Here is a 15,738-nt window from a genome sequence, read left to right on the forward strand (position 1 = left end):
GGGCCACTGGCATGGAACGACTGATGCGCGTTCTCGGCGCCTTGACCCGCTGGGGGCTGGGCATCAGTGCCTTGCTGGCGGTTCTGGTGGCGTTGTATGTCAGTCTTGGCCGGCAGTTCATCCCGCTGGTGGCCGAGTACCGGGCCGAAGTCGAAGACAAGGCCGAGCAGGCCCTGGGCATGCCGGTGCATATCGGCGCCCTGGAAGGGCACTGGAGCGGCCTGGCGCCGATAGTGCGGGTACGCGACATCCAGGTCGGCGAAGGGCCGAGTGCCCTGCGCCTGGATGGCGTCAAGCTGGTGCCTGACCTCTGGGCCAGTCTGGTTCAGCGCCAGGTGCGCCTGGCTAACCTTGAAGTCGGCGGCCTGCACCTGAGCCTGCGCGAAGATGAAAGCGGCGCCTGGGCCCTGGAAGGGTTGCCGAAAAAAGACGACCAGCCGCTGGACCCCGAACAACTGCTCAAGCAGGTACAGGTTGTGTCCAAAGTCACGGTGGTCGACAGCCAGGTGACCCTGGAGCCGTTCCAGCGCGACCCCATGACCCTCACCTACGTCAGTCTCGGCCTGCAGACGGGCAGCGTGCGTCAGCGCCTGGACGCGCGGGTGACCCTGCCCGATGGCCAGCCGCTGGCGTTGAGCCTGCGCAGCCGCATTCGCCCCAGCCAGTGGCGCGATGGTGAAATCGATGCCTACCTCAGCCTGCCCCAGAGCGACTGGGCGCGCTGGCTGCCGCCGCGCCTGCTGGGCAAGTGGCAGGCTGCCGAACTGCGTGCGGGCGGCGAGTTCTGGGTGAACTGGGGCAAGGGCCAGCTGCAGAGCGCGATGGTTCGCCTCAATGCGCCGGAGCTGCGCGGTAACTATACCGAACGCAAGCCGGTGCAGATCGACAACCTGGCCCTCAATGCCTGGTTCCAGCGAGGCGAAAAGGGCGTTGACGTACTGGTCGACTCGCTGGCCATGAGCCTGGGCAAGACCCGTTGGGAGTCCCACCTGCAGCTCAAGCAGACGGCCGCCACTGAATCGAGCGAAGAAACCTGGCAGATCCAGGCCGACCGCCTCGATCTGACGCCGGTTACCCCGTTGGTCGATGCACTGGCGCCGCTGCCGGAAAAACTCATGGCCGTGGTCGATGGCCTCAAGGTCACCGGCGCCTTGCGCAATGTGCGCCTGGACGTCCGGCCCAAAGCGACCGGTGACCAGCGCTTGAGCTTTGCCGCCAACCTGGAGCGGGTTGGCTTCGACGCCTACCACGGTGCCCCGGCCGCTGGGAATGTCAGCGGCAGCATCAGCGGCGACCTCGGTCAGGGCGAACTGCGCCTGGATACCGATGCCTTCATGCTGCACCTGTACCCGATCTTCGAAAAACCCTGGCACTACCAGAAGGCCAACGCGCGTCTGACCTGGCGCCTGGACCAGGAAGGCTTCACCCTGATTGCACCGTATCTCAAGGTGCTGGGCGAAGAGGGCAAGATCGCTGGCGACTTCCTGATTCGCCTGCTGTTCGATGAAACCCGCGAAGATTACATGGACCTGCGCGTCGGCCTGGTCGAGGGTGATGGTCGTTACACCGCCAAGTACCTGCCCGAGGTGCTCAGCCCGGCGCTGGATGAGTGGCTGCGCACGGCAATCCTCAAAGGCGCGGTCGATGAAGGTTATTTCCAGTACCAGGGTTCGCTCAATCATGGTGCCGCGGAGCAGGCCCGCAGTATCAGCCTGTTCTTCAAGGTCCACGATGCCGCACTGGATTTCCAGCCGGGCTGGCCGCAGGTGCAGAAAGTCACGGGTGATGTCTTCATCGACGACGATGGCGTACGCATCAAGGCGCAAAGCGGGCAATTGCTCAATACCCAGGTGCGTAACGTGGCGGTCAACATTCCCCATGTTGCGGCCGGTGAACACAATCACCTGTATCTGGACGGCGAATTCGACGGCGGGCTCGGTGACGGCCTGAAAATCCTCCAGGATGCGCCTATCGGTACCGGGCAGATTTTCGCCGGCTGGGAAGGCGAGGGCAGCCTCAAGGGCAAGTTGAAGCTGGATATCCCCTTGGCCAAAGGCCAGCAACCGAAGATCGTGGTCGACTTCGATACCCGCGACGCACGGCTGAAGATCGCCTCGCCCGCCCTGGAGTTGCACCAGCTCAAGGGCGACTTCCGCTTTGACTTCGACAAGGGCCTGAGTGGCGAGAACATCAGCGCGCGGGCCTTCGACAAGCCGATGACCGCGCAAATCTTTGCCGAAGGCAAGCCTGGTCAGTTGCAGACACGGGTCAACGCCAAAGGTCAGATGCCCCTCAAGGCACTGACTGACTGGCTGCAGCTCAAGCAAACCTTGCCGCTGTCCGGCGAATTGCCTTATCAGTTGCAGGTGAGCCTGGGCAGTCGCGACAACCAGCTGACGGTCGATTCCAGCCTCAAGGGCCTGGCGGTGGACTTGCCCGCGCCTTTCGGCAAGGCCGCCAACGAGACTCGCAACAGCCAGTTCAGCATGAGCCTGCAGGGGCCGGAGCGGCGGTTCAATGTCACTTACGCCGATGTCGCCAAGGCGATCTATGCGGCGCCCATGGACAAGCTCGACCAGGGTCGCGGCGAATTGCTCTTCGGCGCCGGGACCGCCCAGTTGCCACCGGGCCAGGGCCTGCGGGTGCGTGGTCGTCTGGCAGAGCTGGACCTGGAACCCTGGCAGAAACAGCTTGATCGCGTTGCCGGTAACGACCCCGGTGGCAGCGCCAAGCAGATGCTGCGCGGCGTCGACCTGAGCATCGGCCAGCTCAAGGGCTTTGGCCTGAACCTGGCCCAGGCGGTGGTGCGTGTGGACCGCGGCGGCAACCTGTGGGCCGTGCGCCTGGACAGCAAGGAAGTCATCGGCAACGCACGCATCCCTGATGCCAAGGGCGCGCCGATGGTGATCAACCTGCAGACCATTCACCTGCCGGCTGCCGACCCTGCTGAAACTACTTCCGATGATGGCCCGGACCCGATGGCCAGCATCGATCCGCGCAAGATTCCGGCCGTTGATCTATCGATCGACAAGCTGTTCCGCGGTGACGACCCGCTCGGCAGCTGGGCGGTAAAAGTCCGCCCGACCGCCAAGGGCATCGCCCTCAATGACCTGGACGTCAACGTCAAAGGCCTGCAGATCGACGGTAACGGCGGTTGGGAAGGCGTCCCGGGAGCCAGCAGCAGTTGGTACAAGGGTCGCCTGGAAGGCAAGAACCTGGCGGACATCCTCAAGGCCTTCAACTTCGCGCCGACGGTTACCAGCCGAGATTTTCGCCTGGATGTCGATGGTCGCTGGCCCGGCTCACCGGCCTGGGTCGGTCTCAAGCGTTTCTCCGGTAGCCTCGATGCCGCCTTGCGCAAGGGCCAGTTCGTTGAAGTCGAAGGCGGTGCCCAGGCCCTGCGGGTGTTCGGCCTGCTCAATTTCAACTCGATTGGCCGGCGCCTGCGCCTGGACTTTTCCGACTTGCTCGACAAAGGCCTGAGCTACGACCGGGTCAAGGGCCTGCTGGTGGCCAGTGAGGGGGTCTATGTGACCCGTGAACCGATCACCGTGACCGGCCCCTCGAGCAATCTTGAACTGGACGGTACCCTGGACATGGTCCGCGACCGGGTCGATGCCAACCTGCTGGTCACCTTGCCGGTGACCAACAACCTGCCGATTGCCGCGCTGATTGTCGGAGCGCCGGCCATCGGCGGGGCGCTGTTCCTGGTCGACCGGCTGCTCGGTGATCGGGTGGCGCGTTACGCCAGTGTGCATTATCGCGTCGAGGGGCCGTGGAAAGAGCCTAAGATTAGCTTTATCAAACCCTTCGAAAAATCGCGCTAGGAGCCGGCATGAAGTCAGCGGTTATCCAGATGGTCAGCCAGAGCGACGTTCTGGCCAACCTGGAACGAGCCCGGCACCTGCTCGAGCAGGCGGCTGCAGGTGGCGCGCGGCTTGCCGTGCTGCCGGAGAACTTCGCCGCCATGGGCCGGCGTGACAGCGCTGCAATCGGCCGTGCCGAAGCGCTGGGCGAAGGCCCGATCCTGCCCTGGTTGAAACAGGCAGCTCGCGACCTCAAGTTATGGATAGTGGCGGGTACCTTGCCGTTGCCGCCGGTCGGCCAGGCCGAGGCCAAGTCCCATGCCTGTTCCTTGCTGATCGATGAGCACGGCGAGCAGGTGGCGCGCTACGACAAGCTGCACTTGTTCGATGTCGATGTGGCCGATAACCGCGGTCGCTATCGCGAATCCGATGACTATGCCCATGGCGGGCAGGTGGTGGTCGCCGATACCCCGGTGGGACGCCTGGGCCTGAGCGTCTGCTATGACCTGCGCTTCCCCGAGCTGTACAGCGCGTTGCGCGAGGCCGGGGCCGAATTGATCAGTGCACCGTCGGCCTTCACCGCCGTGACGGGTGCCGCGCACTGGGAAGTGCTGATCAGGGCGCGGGCCATCGAAACCCAATGTTATGTCCTGGCCGCGGCCCAGGGCGGAACCCACCCGGGGCCGCGGGAAACCTATGGCCATGCGGCGATCGTCGACCCCTGGGGGCGCATCGTCGCCGAACAGGCAAGTGGCGAAGCCGTGCTGCTGAGCGAACGCGACAGCAGCGAACAAGCGTCCATCCGGGCGCGGATGCCGGTGACCTTGCACCGGCGCTTTTTCTCGCAGGACGCTTTGCGGCCTGCGCACACCTCGGAGTGACTATGAGCGAGATGTTATCCACTGTCAGCGAACACCTGCTGGCGCCGGGCGGCCTGACCCTCGACAGCCTGCAGTCGGTGCTGGGCGAGCTGGCCGGGCCAGGCATCGATGCCGCCGACCTGTACTTCCAGGGGCAGATTTCCGAATCCTGGGCGCTGGAAGACGGCATCGTCAAAGAAGGCAGCTTCAATCTTGACCAAGGCGTGGGCGTGCGTGCCCAGTCCGGCGAGAAGACCGGCTTTGCCTACAGTAACGCCATCAACCTTGAAGCCCTGACCTCGGCGGCCCGCGCGGCCCGTTCGATTTCCCGTGCCGGGCAGAACGGCAGCGTGCAGGCGTTCAACAGCCAGGACGTTACCCAGCTGTATGGCACCGACAACCCGCTTGAGGTGATCAGCCGCGCCGAAAAGGTCGAGCTGCTCAAGCGCGTCGACGCCGCCACGCGCAAGCTCGATCCACGTATCCAGCAAGTCACCGTGAGCATGGCCGGGGTCTGGGAGCGCATTCTGGTCGCCGCCGCCGATGGCAGCCTGGCGGCCGACATTCGCCCGCTGGTGCGCTTCAACGTCAGTGTCATCGTTGAGCAGAACGGTCGCCGCGAACGTGGCGGTCATGGTGGTGGCGGGCGCACCGATTACCGCTATTTCACCGACGAACGGGTCATGGGCTTTGCCCGTGAGGCCTTGCGTCAGGCACTGGTCAACCTCGAAGCCATTCCGGCGCCGGCCGGTACCCTGCCGGTGGTGCTCGGTTCGGGCTGGTCCGGGGTGTTGCTGCACGAGGCGGTGGGCCATGGCCTGGAAGGCGACTTCAACCGCAAGGGCAGCTCGGCCTACAGCGGCCACATGGGCGAAAAGGTCGCCTCGAGCCTGTGCACCATTGTCGATGACGGTACCCTGGAAGGCCGCCGTGGTTCGCTGAGCGTCGATGACGAAGGTACGCCGACCGAGTGCACCACGCTGATCGAGAACGGCATTCTCAAGGGCTACATGCAGGATAAGCTCAATGCCCGCCTGATGGGCATGGCCCGCACTGGCAACGGCCGCCGCGAATCCTACGCGCACCTGCCGATGCCGCGCATGACCAACACCTACATGCGTGCCGGCGACAGCGACCCGGCAGAAATCATCGCTTCGGTGAAAAAGGGCATCTACTGCGCCAACCTCGGCGGTGGCCAGGTGGACATCACCAGCGGCAAGTTCGTGTTCTCTACCAGCGAGGCGTACCTGATCGAAGACGGCAAGATCACCGCCCCGGTCAAAGGCGCAACCCTGATCGGCAACGGGCCGGAAGCCATGAGCCGGGTATCGATGGTCGGCAACGACCTGTCACTGGACAGCGGTGTCGGTACTTGTGGCAAGGATGGGCAATCGGTGCCGGTGGGCGTTGGCCAGCCGACCCTGAAGATCGATGCGATCACCGTCGGTGGCACGGGCGCATGAAGATGAAACCGGGCAGGCAGGGCGCCTGCCCGTGTGCGGGGCTCAACGCAGGCCGCGTTGGACCTCGTCGAGTTCGCGGATGTACTTGAAGATCTTGCGGCTCGCGCTTGGTGCCTTGTTGCGCGCAAGCTCGTGCTGGGCCTGGCGGATCAGCGAGCGTAGCTGCTGGCGATCGGCTTCCGGAAACTCCTGGACGAACTTCTCCAGGACTTCGTCGGTACCGTCGATCAGCCGGTCGCGCCAGCGTTCGAGGTTGTGGAACCGCTCGTTGTACTGGCGCGAGGATGCGTCGAGCTGGTCAAGCAGGGCATTGATCGCGTCGATGTCCTGGTCGCGCATCAGCTTGCCGATGAACGACTTGTGACGCCGCTTGGCCTCGTTCGCGGTGTGCCGCTTGTGTTCTTCCAGAGCCGCGCGCAGCTCGTCGGTCAACGGCAGTTTGGCCAGGGTGTCGGGCTTGAGCGTGGTGAGGCGCTCGCCCATGTCGACCAGCGCCTGCATCTCGCGCTTGATCTGGGTTTTGCTTTTTTCGCCGTCAAAGGCGGTGTCGTAAGAATCAACCATGGGGGCAGTCCGCTGAGAATCGCCGCCATGATAACCAGTCGGGGGCCGCTTGTCCGGTCCGGTCGTAGATTGACCCGTGCCGAACGCAGAATTTGAGTGGAGAAAACCATGAGTGCAGTCCAGAGCGTAGGTCCGCAGGCCCTGCCGGCGTTGCAGGAACAGGTCGAACAGATCATCGCCGAAGCCAGGCGCCAGGGGGCCAGTGCCTGTGAAGTGGCGGTATCGCTGGAGCAGGGGCTGTCGACCTCGGTGCGCCAGCGCGAAGTCGAGACCGTCGAGTTCAACCGCGACCAGGGCTTTGGTATCACCCTGTACGTGGGGCAGCGCAAGGGCTCGGCGAGCACTTCGGCCAGCGGTAGCGAGGCGATCCGGGAAACCGTTGCCGCGGCCCTGGCGATTGCCAGGCACACCTCCGAAGACGAGTGCGCCGGGCTTGCCGACCCGGCGCTGATGGCCCGTGAACAGCCGGATTTCGACCTGTATCACGCCTGGGACATCACCCCCGAGCAGGCCATCGAAAAGGCCCTGGAGTGCGAGGCTGCGGCATTCGACACCGATGCGCGGATCAAGAACGCCGACGGCACCACCCTCAACACTCACCAGGGCTGCCGCGTCTATGGCAACAGCCATGGCTTCATCGGCGGCTACGCCTCGACCCGGCACAGCCTGAGCTGCGTGATGATCGCCGAAGCCGACGGGCAGATGCAGCGCGACTACTGGTATGACGTCAACCGCCAGGGCGAATTTCTGGCTGACCCGCGCAGCATCGGTATACGCGCCGCGCAACGGGCGGCGAGCCGCCTGGGCGCACGCCCGGTGCCGACCTGTGAAGTGCCGGTGCTGTTCTCGGCCGAGCTGGCGGGCGGGTTGTTCGGCAGCTTCCTCTCGGCGATTTCCGGCGGCAACCTGTACCGCAAGTCATCGTTCCTCGACGGCGCCATGGGCCAGCGCCTGTTCCCTTCCTGGTTGACCCTGGACGAGCGTCCGCACCTGCAAAGGGCGCTGGCCAGTGCTGCGTTCGACGGTGACGGCCTGGCGACCTACGCCAAACCGTTCGTTGAAAATGGCCAACTGGTGTCCTACGTACTGGGTACCTATTCCGGGCGCAAGCTCGGCTTGCCGAGTACTGCCAACGCCGGTGGCGTGCATAACCTGTTTGTTACCCATGGTGTAGAAGACCAGCCTGCCTTGCTGCGGCGCATGGGCCGTGGCCTGTTGGTCACCGAGCTGATGGGCCATGGCCTGAACATGGTGACTGGCGACTATTCCCGTGGTGCCGCAGGTTACTGGGTAGAAAACGGCGAGATTCAGTTCGCCGTTCAAGAAGTGACGATCGCCGGCAATATGAAGGATATGTTCCAGCAAATCGTCGCGATTGGTAATGATCTGGAAACCCGCAGCAATATCCACACAGGCTCCGTGTTGATCGAGCGGATGACCGTAGCGGGCAGTTAAGCCCCTACCGGCCTCATCGCTGGCAAGCCAGCTCCCACAATGGTTCGATGTAAGCTGGACCTGTGGGAGCTGGACTTGCCAGTGATCGAGCGCGCAGAGCCCGTTCCTACACCCCCTCCAAAAGCCCGGCCATGTGTCGGGCTTTTTGCTTTTTCTTTTTTCATTTCCTTGAACTGATTCTGATTATCACTTAATAATGAATATCATTATCTAGGCGATGATGTTCATGAAACCAGTCCTCCACGAATTGCCCTACCTGGAAAACTGGCGCTGGCTGAGCCGGCGCATTCGCTGTGCCCTTGACCCGGACGAGCCGCGGCTGATCGAACACTACCTCACCGAAGGCCGCTATCTGGTGTGTTGCACCGATACCAGCGCCTGGACCGTCGCCTTGACCTCTTTCCGCCTGCTGCTGGATACCGCCTGCGATCGCGCGCTGCCCTGGCATTGGCGCTGCCTGTGCCTGGACCAGGCCTGGCGACCGCTGCTGGAACTGCGCAACCTCGACCGTCGCGAACACAACCAGCGCTGGCAGCCCTTCGCCCTGCAACTGGCGAACTGCGTGCTGCTGCCTTCGATTTCCTACGATGAACTGATGCAAGGACTTGATGATGAGTAATACCCGTATCGAGCGCGACAGCATGGGTGAACTGCTGGTGCCGACCGAGGCCCTGTATGGCGCTCAGACCCAGCGCGCGGTGAACAACTTCCCGATCAGCCAGCAACGCATGCCGACCCAGTTCATCCGCGCGCTGCTGCTGGCCAAGGCTGCCGCGGCCAAGGCCAATATCGAGCTCAAGCAGCTGGACCAGGCCTGGGGCGAGGCGATCGTCAAAGCCGTCGAGCAACTGCTGGCCGGTGACTTCATGCAGCACTTTCCGGTGGATATCTTCCAGACCGGCTCCGGTACCAGCTCGAACATGAACGCCAACGAGGTGATCGGCACCTTGGCCAGCCGCGTGCTGGGCGACACGGTCAACCCCAACGATCACGTCAACTGCGGGCAAAGCAGCAACGACATCATTCCCACCACCATTCATGTCAGTGCCGCCCTGGCGTTGCACGAGCAGCTGCTACCGGCGCTGAACCACCTGGTCAAGGTGATCGACGCCAAGGCCGAGCAGGTGCATCCGTTCATCAAGACCGGCCGCACCCACCTGATGGACGCCATGCCCGTACGCATGAGCCAGGTATTGGGTGGTTGGGCGGCGCAGATCAAGGCGGCCATCGGCCATCTACAGGCCACCCTGCCAAGCCTGCAGGCGCTGGCCCAGGGCGGCACTGCCGTAGGTACTGGCATCAATGCCCACCCTGAATTCGCCGCGCGCTTCAGCCAGCAACTGACCGCGCTGACCCGCGTCGAATTTGTCCCGGGGCAGAACCTGTTCGCCCTGATCGGCTCGCAGGACACCGCCGTGGCGGTGTCCGGTCAGCTCAAGACCGCCGCCGTGGCGCTGATGAAGATCGCCAACGACCTGCGCTGGATGAACTCCGGGCCGCTGGCAGGCCTTGGCGAAATCGAGCTCGAAGGGTTGCAGCCGGGCTCCTCGATCATGCCGGGCAAGGTCAATCCGGTGATTCCGGAAGCGACCGCCATGGTTGCCGCGCAGGTTATCGGCAACGACGCAACCATCGCCGTGGCCGGGCAGTCGGGCAACTTCGAGCTCAACGTGATGCTGCCGATCATCGCCCAGAACCTGCTCAGCAGTATCGAGCTGATGGCCAATGCCAGCCGCTTGCTGGCCGACAAGGCGATTGCCAGCTTCAAGGTCAATGAGCCCAAGCTCAAGGAAGCGTTGGCGCGCAACCCGATCCTGGTGACCGCGCTGAACCCGATCATCGGCTACCAGAAGGCTGCCGAGATCGCCAAGACCGCCTACAAGCAGGGACGCCCGATCATTGACGTGGCCCTGGAACATACCGACCTGCCGCGCAGCCAGCTTGAAGCGCTGCTCGACCCGGAAAAGCTCACCGCTGGCGGGATCTGAGCCGGTCCACCGCTCTGGAGGTTTGCCATGCAGCACTGGAAACGCACCACCGAAATTGCCAACCGCCTGTTCGAACAGGGCGAGCTGGTCGACGCCCGCGAGTTGTATCTGCAGGCCCTGGCGCTTGCCCAGGTGTTGTTCGAGCGCTGGCATGACGCCGACGAGGCGGTGGCCGTTTGTGTCATCGCTCACCACAACCTGGCCGACCTGCACCTGCGCCTGAATCAGCCGCAGGAAAGCGCCGAGTACCTCTGCGCCATTCATCAGCGGCTGTTACAGACCGCCCAGGATCCGCGCATGGCGCCGATGCTGCGCACAGCTGCGCTGCGCCACAGCAGCAAGACCTACACCGAGTTGTTGAGCTTCATCGGCGAGTACGGCCAGTACCCGCGTACCGAACGCCTGCTCTACCGGCACGAGCCGCAGCCGGCCCTGCATGCCGGCCAGGAAAGCGCCGGGCCTTCACCCCTACAATATGGAATCCAGTGAAATGCCTTACACCTTGCCTGCATTGCCCTACGCCTACGATGCGCTGGAACCGCACATCGATACTCAGACCATGCAGATTCACCACAGCAAGCACCACCAGACCTATATCAACAACCTCAATGCGGCGGTAGAAGGCAGCGAGTATGCGGAGTGGCCGGTGGAAAAACTGGTCGCCAGCGTTAGGCAGTTGCCGGAGAAGTTGCAGAACGCAGTGATTAACCAGGGCGGCGGCCACGCCAACCATTCGCTGTTCTGGAGGGTGATGTCGCCCAAGGGCGGGGGCTTGCCACAAGGCGCCGTGGCCAAGGCCATCGAGGAGCAATTGGGTGGTTTCGACGCCTTCAAGGAGGCTTTTACCAAGGCTGCGCTGACCCGTTTCGGCAGCGGCTGGGCCTGGTTGAGCGTGACCCCGGCCAAGACCCTGGTGGTCGAAAGCAGTGGTAACCAGGACAGCCCGCTGATGAACGGCAACACGCCGATACTCGGCCTGGACGTCTGGGAGCATGCTTACTACCTGCTGTACCAGAACCGCCGTCCGGAATACATCAACGCGTTCTACAACGTGATCGACTGGTCCGAGGTAGAGCGTCGTTACGCAGCCGCGCTTGTGTGAGTCGCGCTGGTATGCGTTCGGATGTGATGTCCATTGCCGGAGTGCGGCTGTTTCGCCTGGCGCTCGGTACCCTGTTGTTGCTGGTCGGCTTCGCGCTGCTGGTGGCTCAGGGTATCGCCTGGCTTGATCTTGAGCCGCGCATGTTGCGGGCACTTGAAGGCGGTGCGCTGTGCGCCCTGGGCACTGCCCTGGGCGCCGTGCCGGTGCTGGTGATCCGCAACATGCCGGTGGCGCTCGCCGATACCCTGCTGGGCTTCGGGGCCGGGGTGATGCTGGCAGCCACGGCTTTCTCGCTGATCATTCCCGGGCTGGATGCCGCCCAGGCCATTGGCCTGGGTAAATGGGGTGCGGGTGGGTTGGTCAGCTTCGGCTTGTTGTTCGGGGCCTTCTGTCTGTACCTGGTGGACCTGAAGGTCTCCGGCGCTTCACCGGAGGCGCTGGTCGGCACTGCCCAGCAGCCGGTGATCGCCGCGCGGATCTGGGTGTTCGTCATCGCCATCATTGCCCATAACATTCCGGAAGGGATGGCCATTGGCGTGTCTGCCGGCGGCGGCATGCCTGATGCCGACAGCCTGGCCATGGGTATCGCCTTGCAGGATGTGCCCGAAGGCCTGGTCATCGCCCTGGTGCTGGCAGGGGCGGGGATGGCCCGCTTCAAGGCGTTTCTGATCGGTGCGGCTTCAGGTCTGGTCGAGCCGCTGGCGGCGGTGGTGTGCGCCTGGCTGGTTAGCGTGGCGGAGTTGTTGCTGCCATTGGGGCTGGCTTGCGCGGCGGGTGCGATGTTGCTGGTGGTGACCCAGGAAATCATTCCGGAATCACGCAGCAATGGCCATCACCGGCTGGCCAGTCTTGGCCTGTGCATCGGCTTCTGCCTGATGATGGTGATGGATACGGCGCTTTCGTGAGAAAACGGGGGCGGTTACTCGCCCTCGTCGAAGTAATTGTTGATCAGCTCGATCAGGGCCTTGAGTGCATCATCGTCCTGTTCGCCCTCTGTGTGCAGATGAATGGCGGTGCCTTTACCGGCCGCCAGCATCATGACCGCCATGATGCTCTTGCCATCGACCAATGATTCCGGGGCTCGGCCAACGCGAACCTGGCAGGGGAACCTGCCAGCGACTCCAACGAACTTTGCCGCCGCCCGGGCGTGCAGCCCCAGCTTGTTGATGATGGTGATTTCTTTTGCGGGCATCGAGGCGCTGGTCCTGTGGGCTAGAGGTCGCGGTGGCGGACCTGGACGTTCTTTAACGATTGTTGCAGTAACTGGCCCAGGCGCTCGGTCAGGTACACCGAGCGGTGGTGGCCGCCAGTGCAGCCAATGGCAATGGTGACATAAGCACGGTTGCTGGCGGCAAAGCGTGGCAACCATTTGAGCAGGTAGCTGGAGATGTCCTGGAACATGTCCTCGACATCCGGCTGCGCTGCCAGGTAATCGATTACCGGTTGCTCGAGGCCCGAATGGTCACGTAGTTCCGGCTTCCAGTAGGGGTTGGGCAGGCAACGCACATCGAACACCAGGTCGGCGTCTACCGGCATGCCGCGCTTGAAGCCGAAGGACTCGACCAGAAATGCCGTGCCTGGCTCCGGCTGGTTGAGCAGGCGCAACTTGATCGAATCACGCAGCTGATACAGGTTCAGGTTGGTGGTGTCGATTTTCAGGTCGGCGAGGTCAGCGATCGGTCCGAGCAGTTCACTTTCGACCTCGATCGCTTCGGCCAGCGAGCGTTCGTTGTTGGTTAGCGGGTGGCGGCGGCGGGTTTCCGAGAAGCGTTTGAGCAGGGTTTCTTCATCGGCATCCAGGTACAACACGTCACACTGGATGTGCCGGCTACGGGCGTCCTCAAGCAACTCGGGAAAGCGCGAGAGGTGGCTGGGCAGGTTGCGCGCGTCAATCGATACGGCCACTTTGGGCTGCATCAATTCAGTGTTGATCAGGGCGCTTTCGGCCAACTGCGGCAGCAAGCCCGCCGGCAGGTTGTCGATGCAGTAGTAACCGTTGTCCTCAAGTACATCGAGGGCGGTGCTCTTGCCGGAGCCGGACCGGCCGCTAACGATGATCAAGCGCATGTTCAGTGCCCGTTTTGTACGTCCAGCACGACCTGGTACAAGGATTCGTTACTGGTGGCCGCACGCAGTTTGTCGCGTACGTCCTGGCGGTCGAGCATGCTGGCGATCTGGCGCAGCAGCTCCAGGTGCGCATCGGTAGCCGCTTCCGGGACCAGCAGTACGAACAGCAGGTCGACCGGAGCGCCATCGATGGCGTCGAAATCGATAGGGGCGTCAAGGTGCAACAGTGCGCTGACCGGCGATTCGCAGCCCTTGAGGCGGCAATGCGGAATGGCAATGCCGTTGCCGAAGCCGGTAGAGCCCAGTTTTTCCCGGGCGATCAGGGCTTCGTACACGTCCTGGGTGTCCAGCTCGGGCACTTGTTTGCCGATCAGATTGGCGATCTGTTCGAGCGCACGCTTTTTACTGCCGCCCGGCACGTTCACAAGGGAACGGCCGGGGGTCAGGATGGTTTCAAGTCGGATCATGGATGAGGGGGATCAGCGGGCCGCTGCACCTTGCAGCAGGCTTTGCTGTTTTTCCTTGTGTTTTTTCAGTTGGCGGTCGAGCTTGTCAGTCAAGGCATCGATCGCTGCATACATGTCTTGGTGTTCGGCATTTGCAACCACTTCGCCGCCGGGAATGAACAGCGTTGCTTCAATCTTCTGCTGCAACTTCTCGACCTTCATGATTACCGTCACATTGGTAATCTTGTCGAAATGCCCCTCCAGCCGTTTCAATTTTTGCTCGACGTACTCACGCAGGGGCTGAGTAACTTCTACATGCTGTCCACTGATATTGACTTGCATACAGCTTCTCCTTTGTTGCCGGTGCATAAGAGGCAGGTGTTGCGCCTGCCACTGAACTGCGGTGGCACACCTCAGGAGCCGTTACATCAATCGCTTGCGCTCGCTCGACGGTGCAATGCCGAGGGACTCGCGGTACTTGGCGACGGTGCGACGTGCTACCTGGATGCCTTGTGCCTCCAGTAAACCAGCGATCTTGCTGTCACTCAATGGCTTTTTCTGATTTTCCGCTGCAACCAGTTTTTTGATGATCGCGCGGATCGCCGTGGACGAGCATTCGCCGCCTTCGGAGGTGCTGACGTGACTGGAGAAAAAGTACTTCAGCTCGTAAATACCGCGGGGCGTGTGCATGTATTTTTGCGTGGTCACCCGGGAAATCGTCGACTCGTGCATGCCCACCGCTTCGGCGATATCGTGCAACACCAGCGGTTTCATCGCTTCGTCGCCATGATCGAGGAAGCCACGCTGGTGCTCGACGATCTGGGTGGCGACCTTCATCAGGGTCTCGTTGCGGCTTTGCAGGCTCTTGATGAACCAGCGCGCTTCCTGCAGCTGGTTGCGCATGAAGGTGTTGTCGGCGCTGGTGTCGGCGCGGCGAACGAAGCCGGCGTACTGCGGGTTGACCCGCAGGCGGGGGACCGCTTCCTGGTTGAGCTCGACCAGCCAGCGTTCGTTGTCCTTGCGCACGATCACGTCCGGCACCACGTATTCGGCTTCGCTCGACTCGATTTGCGAGCCGGGGCGCGGGTTGAGGCTCTGTACCAGCTCGATGACCTGGCGCAGTTCGTCTTCCTTGAGCTTCATGCGGCGCATCAGCTGGCTGTAGTCGCGGCCACCGAGCAGGTCGATGTAGTCGCTGACCAGGCGCTGGGCTTCGGCCATCCACGGCGTGCGCGGCGGCAGCTGGCGCAGTTGCAGCAACAGGCACTCGCTGAGGTTGCGCGCGCCGATGCCGGCCGGTTCGAACTGTTGAATACGGTGCAGCACGGCTTCGACTTCATCCAGCTCGATGTCGAGCTCGGGGTCGAAGGAATCACAGACTTCTTCCAGGGTTTCGTCGAGGTAGCCCTGGTTATTGATGCAGTCGATCAACGTCACGGCGATCAGCCGGTCGGTGTCGGACATCGGAGCCAGGTTCAGTTGCCAGAGCAGGTGGCTTTGCAGGCTCTCGCCAACGGAGGTGCGGGTGGTGAAGTCCCACTCGTCATCGTCGTTGCTGGGCAGGCTGCTGGCGCTGGTCTGGTAGATGTCTTCCCAGGCGGTGTCGACCGGCAGCTCGTTGGGGATGCGTTCGTTCCACTCGCCTTCTTCGAGGTTGTCCACCGTCGGGGCGGTCTCCTGGAAGCTGGTTTCCTGAACTTCGGCGACGGGTTTGCTCTCGGCGTTGTCGGCCATCGGGTCGCTGTTGTCGAAGTCGTCGCCATCTTCCTGGCGCTCGAGCATCGGGTTTGATTCCAGCGCTTCCTGGATTTCCTGCTGGAGGTCCAGGGTAGAAAGCTGGAGCAGACGTATGGCCTGTTGCAACTGCGGGGTCATCGTCAGTTGCTGGCCCATTCTTAGGACGAGCGATGGTTTCATGGCAGGGGCTTAACACCTTATTTGCCGGCGCACATGCGCCATCCACTACAAGGGCACCGAAGCGCCAACT

The 15,738-nt window shown here is 62.8% G+C and carries 15 protein-coding genes; 9 read left to right on the plus strand and 6 right to left on the minus strand.

Annotation, left to right across the window (positions count from 1 at the left end; all coding sequences use genetic code 11):
• The first annotated feature begins 11 nt into the window (after nt 1-11).
• The 3 genes from LOY45_RS04725 to tldD are packed head-to-tail and all read left to right on the plus strand — an operon-like array spanning nt 12 to nt 6,129.
• Nucleotides 12-3,827 carry a YhdP family protein gene (locus tag LOY45_RS04725; protein WP_258578810.1) on the plus strand — a complete coding sequence of 1,272 codons (3,816 nt, stop codon included), beginning with the start codon at nt 12-14 and terminating at the stop codon, nt 3,825-3,827.
• Nucleotides 3,828-3,835: 8 nt separating this feature from the next.
• Nucleotides 3,836-4,687: a carbon-nitrogen hydrolase family protein gene (locus LOY45_RS04730; RefSeq protein WP_115088596.1), complete on the plus strand. Its 852-nt coding sequence runs from the start codon at nt 3,836-3,838 to the stop codon at nt 4,685-4,687.
• A gap of 2 nt (nt 4,688-4,689) precedes the next feature.
• Nucleotides 4,690-6,129: a metalloprotease TldD gene (gene tldD / locus LOY45_RS04735; RefSeq protein WP_233673293.1), complete on the plus strand. Its 1,440-nt coding sequence runs from the start codon at nt 4,690-4,692 to the stop codon at nt 6,127-6,129.
• Between the two features lie 42 nt (nt 6,130-6,171).
• On the opposite strand, the gene yjgA is transcribed toward tldD, so the two are convergent.
• Complete coding sequence (gene yjgA, locus LOY45_RS04740; RefSeq protein ID WP_115088594.1) at nt 6,172-6,693, minus strand: ribosome biogenesis factor YjgA; 522 nt, start codon at nt 6,691-6,693, stop codon at nt 6,172-6,174.
• A 108-nt stretch (nt 6,694-6,801) separates the two neighbouring features.
• Between yjgA and pmbA the strand changes: the two genes are divergently transcribed.
• From pmbA to LOY45_RS04770, 6 genes are all read left to right on the plus strand, one after another.
• Nucleotides 6,802-8,148: a metalloprotease PmbA gene (gene pmbA / locus LOY45_RS04745; RefSeq protein ID WP_258578811.1), complete on the plus strand. Its 1,347-nt coding sequence runs from the start codon at nt 6,802-6,804 to the stop codon at nt 8,146-8,148.
• 217 nt (nt 8,149-8,365) lie between these two features.
• Complete coding sequence (locus LOY45_RS04750; RefSeq protein ID WP_115088592.1) at nt 8,366-8,767, plus strand: FagA protein; 402 nt, start codon at nt 8,366-8,368, stop codon at nt 8,765-8,767.
• Entirely contained in the window at nt 8,760-10,136 is a 1,377-nt protein-coding gene (locus LOY45_RS04755) for a class II fumarate hydratase (RefSeq protein ID WP_258578812.1), read from the plus strand. Before LOY45_RS04750 ends, LOY45_RS04755 begins: the two co-directional genes overlap by 8 nt.
• 27 nt (nt 10,137-10,163) lie before the next feature.
• Entirely contained in the window at nt 10,164-10,625 is a 462-nt protein-coding gene (locus tag LOY45_RS04760; RefSeq protein WP_115088590.1) for a hypothetical protein, read from the plus strand.
• Nucleotide 10,626: 1 nt separating this feature from the next.
• Entirely contained in the window at nt 10,627-11,238 is a 612-nt protein-coding gene (locus LOY45_RS04765; protein ID WP_134064167.1) for a superoxide dismutase, read from the plus strand.
• 11 nt (nt 11,239-11,249) lie between these two features.
• A complete protein-coding gene (locus tag LOY45_RS04770) occupies nt 11,250-12,143 on the plus strand; it encodes a ZIP family metal transporter (protein WP_115088588.1) in 894 nt (297 codons plus the stop codon).
• 14 nt (nt 12,144-12,157) lie between these two features.
• Here the strand turns inward: LOY45_RS04770 and LOY45_RS04775 are convergent, their stop codons facing one another.
• From LOY45_RS04775 to LOY45_RS04795, 5 genes are all read right to left on the minus strand, one after another.
• Entirely contained in the window at nt 12,158-12,430 is a 273-nt protein-coding gene (locus LOY45_RS04775) for an HPr family phosphocarrier protein (protein WP_115088587.1), read from the minus strand.
• 20 nt (nt 12,431-12,450) lie between these two features.
• Nucleotides 12,451-13,305 carry an RNase adapter RapZ gene (gene rapZ, locus LOY45_RS04780; protein ID WP_045196339.1) on the minus strand — a complete coding sequence of 285 codons (855 nt, stop codon included), beginning with the start codon at nt 13,303-13,305 and terminating at the stop codon, nt 12,451-12,453.
• Nucleotides 13,306-13,307: 2 nt separating this feature from the next.
• Nucleotides 13,308-13,772, minus strand: a complete 465-nt coding sequence (ptsN, locus tag LOY45_RS04785; protein ID WP_233673295.1) for a PTS IIA-like nitrogen regulatory protein PtsN — start codon at nt 13,770-13,772, stop codon at nt 13,308-13,310.
• Nucleotides 13,773-13,784: 12 nt separating this feature from the next.
• Nucleotides 13,785-14,093: a ribosome hibernation-promoting factor, HPF/YfiA family gene (gene hpf / locus LOY45_RS04790; RefSeq protein ID WP_010223385.1), complete on the minus strand. Its 309-nt coding sequence runs from the start codon at nt 14,091-14,093 to the stop codon at nt 13,785-13,787.
• Between the two features lie 81 nt (nt 14,094-14,174).
• The gene (locus LOY45_RS04795) at nt 14,175-15,668 is read right to left on the minus strand and encodes an RNA polymerase factor sigma-54 (RefSeq protein ID WP_115088585.1); all 1,494 of its coding nucleotides are present in this window, start codon (nt 15,666-15,668) and stop codon (nt 14,175-14,177) included.
• Between the last annotated feature and the right edge of the window lie 70 nt (nt 15,669-15,738).

Source organism: Pseudomonas wadenswilerensis (genome assembly GCF_024749185.1).
In the GTDB taxonomy this organism is placed as follows: Bacteria; Pseudomonadota; Gammaproteobacteria; order Pseudomonadales; family Pseudomonadaceae; genus Aquipseudomonas; species Aquipseudomonas wadenswilerensis.

Excerpts from the sequence above, each read along its gene's own strand:
- LOY45_RS04760 (WP_115088590.1), top strand. The coding sequence starts at position 10,164 with ATGCAGCACTGGAAACGCACCACCGAAATTGCCAACCGCCTGTTCGAA.
- hpf (WP_010223385.1), bottom strand. The coding sequence starts at position 14,093 with ATGCAAGTCAATATCAGTGGACAGCATGTAGAAGTTACTCAGCCCCTG.
- LOY45_RS04770 (WP_115088588.1), top strand. The coding sequence starts at position 11,250 with ATGCGTTCGGATGTGATGTCCATTGCCGGAGTGCGGCTGTTTCGCCTG.
- LOY45_RS04775 (WP_115088587.1), bottom strand. The coding sequence starts at position 12,430 with ATGCCCGCAAAAGAAATCACCATCATCAACAAGCTGGGGCTGCACGCC.
- LOY45_RS04730 (WP_115088596.1), top strand. The coding sequence starts at position 3,836 with ATGAAGTCAGCGGTTATCCAGATGGTCAGCCAGAGCGACGTTCTGGCC.
- tldD (WP_233673293.1), top strand. The coding sequence starts at position 4,690 with ATGAGCGAGATGTTATCCACTGTCAGCGAACACCTGCTGGCGCCGGGC.
- LOY45_RS04755 (WP_258578812.1), top strand. The coding sequence starts at position 8,760 with ATGAGTAATACCCGTATCGAGCGCGACAGCATGGGTGAACTGCTGGTG.
- LOY45_RS04795 (WP_115088585.1), bottom strand. The coding sequence starts at position 15,668 with ATGAAACCATCGCTCGTCCTAAGAATGGGCCAGCAACTGACGATGACC.
- rapZ (WP_045196339.1), bottom strand. The coding sequence starts at position 13,305 with ATGCGCTTGATCATCGTTAGCGGCCGGTCCGGCTCCGGCAAGAGCACC.
- ptsN (WP_233673295.1), bottom strand. The coding sequence starts at position 13,772 with ATGATCCGACTTGAAACCATCCTGACCCCCGGCCGTTCCCTTGTGAAC.
- LOY45_RS04725 (WP_258578810.1), top strand. The coding sequence starts at position 12 with ATGGAACGACTGATGCGCGTTCTCGGCGCCTTGACCCGCTGGGGGCTG.
- pmbA (WP_258578811.1), top strand. The coding sequence starts at position 6,802 with ATGAGTGCAGTCCAGAGCGTAGGTCCGCAGGCCCTGCCGGCGTTGCAG.
- LOY45_RS04750 (WP_115088592.1), top strand. The coding sequence starts at position 8,366 with ATGATGTTCATGAAACCAGTCCTCCACGAATTGCCCTACCTGGAAAAC.
- LOY45_RS04765 (WP_134064167.1), top strand. The coding sequence starts at position 10,627 with ATGCCTTACACCTTGCCTGCATTGCCCTACGCCTACGATGCGCTGGAA.
- yjgA (WP_115088594.1), bottom strand. The coding sequence starts at position 6,693 with ATGGTTGATTCTTACGACACCGCCTTTGACGGCGAAAAAAGCAAAACC.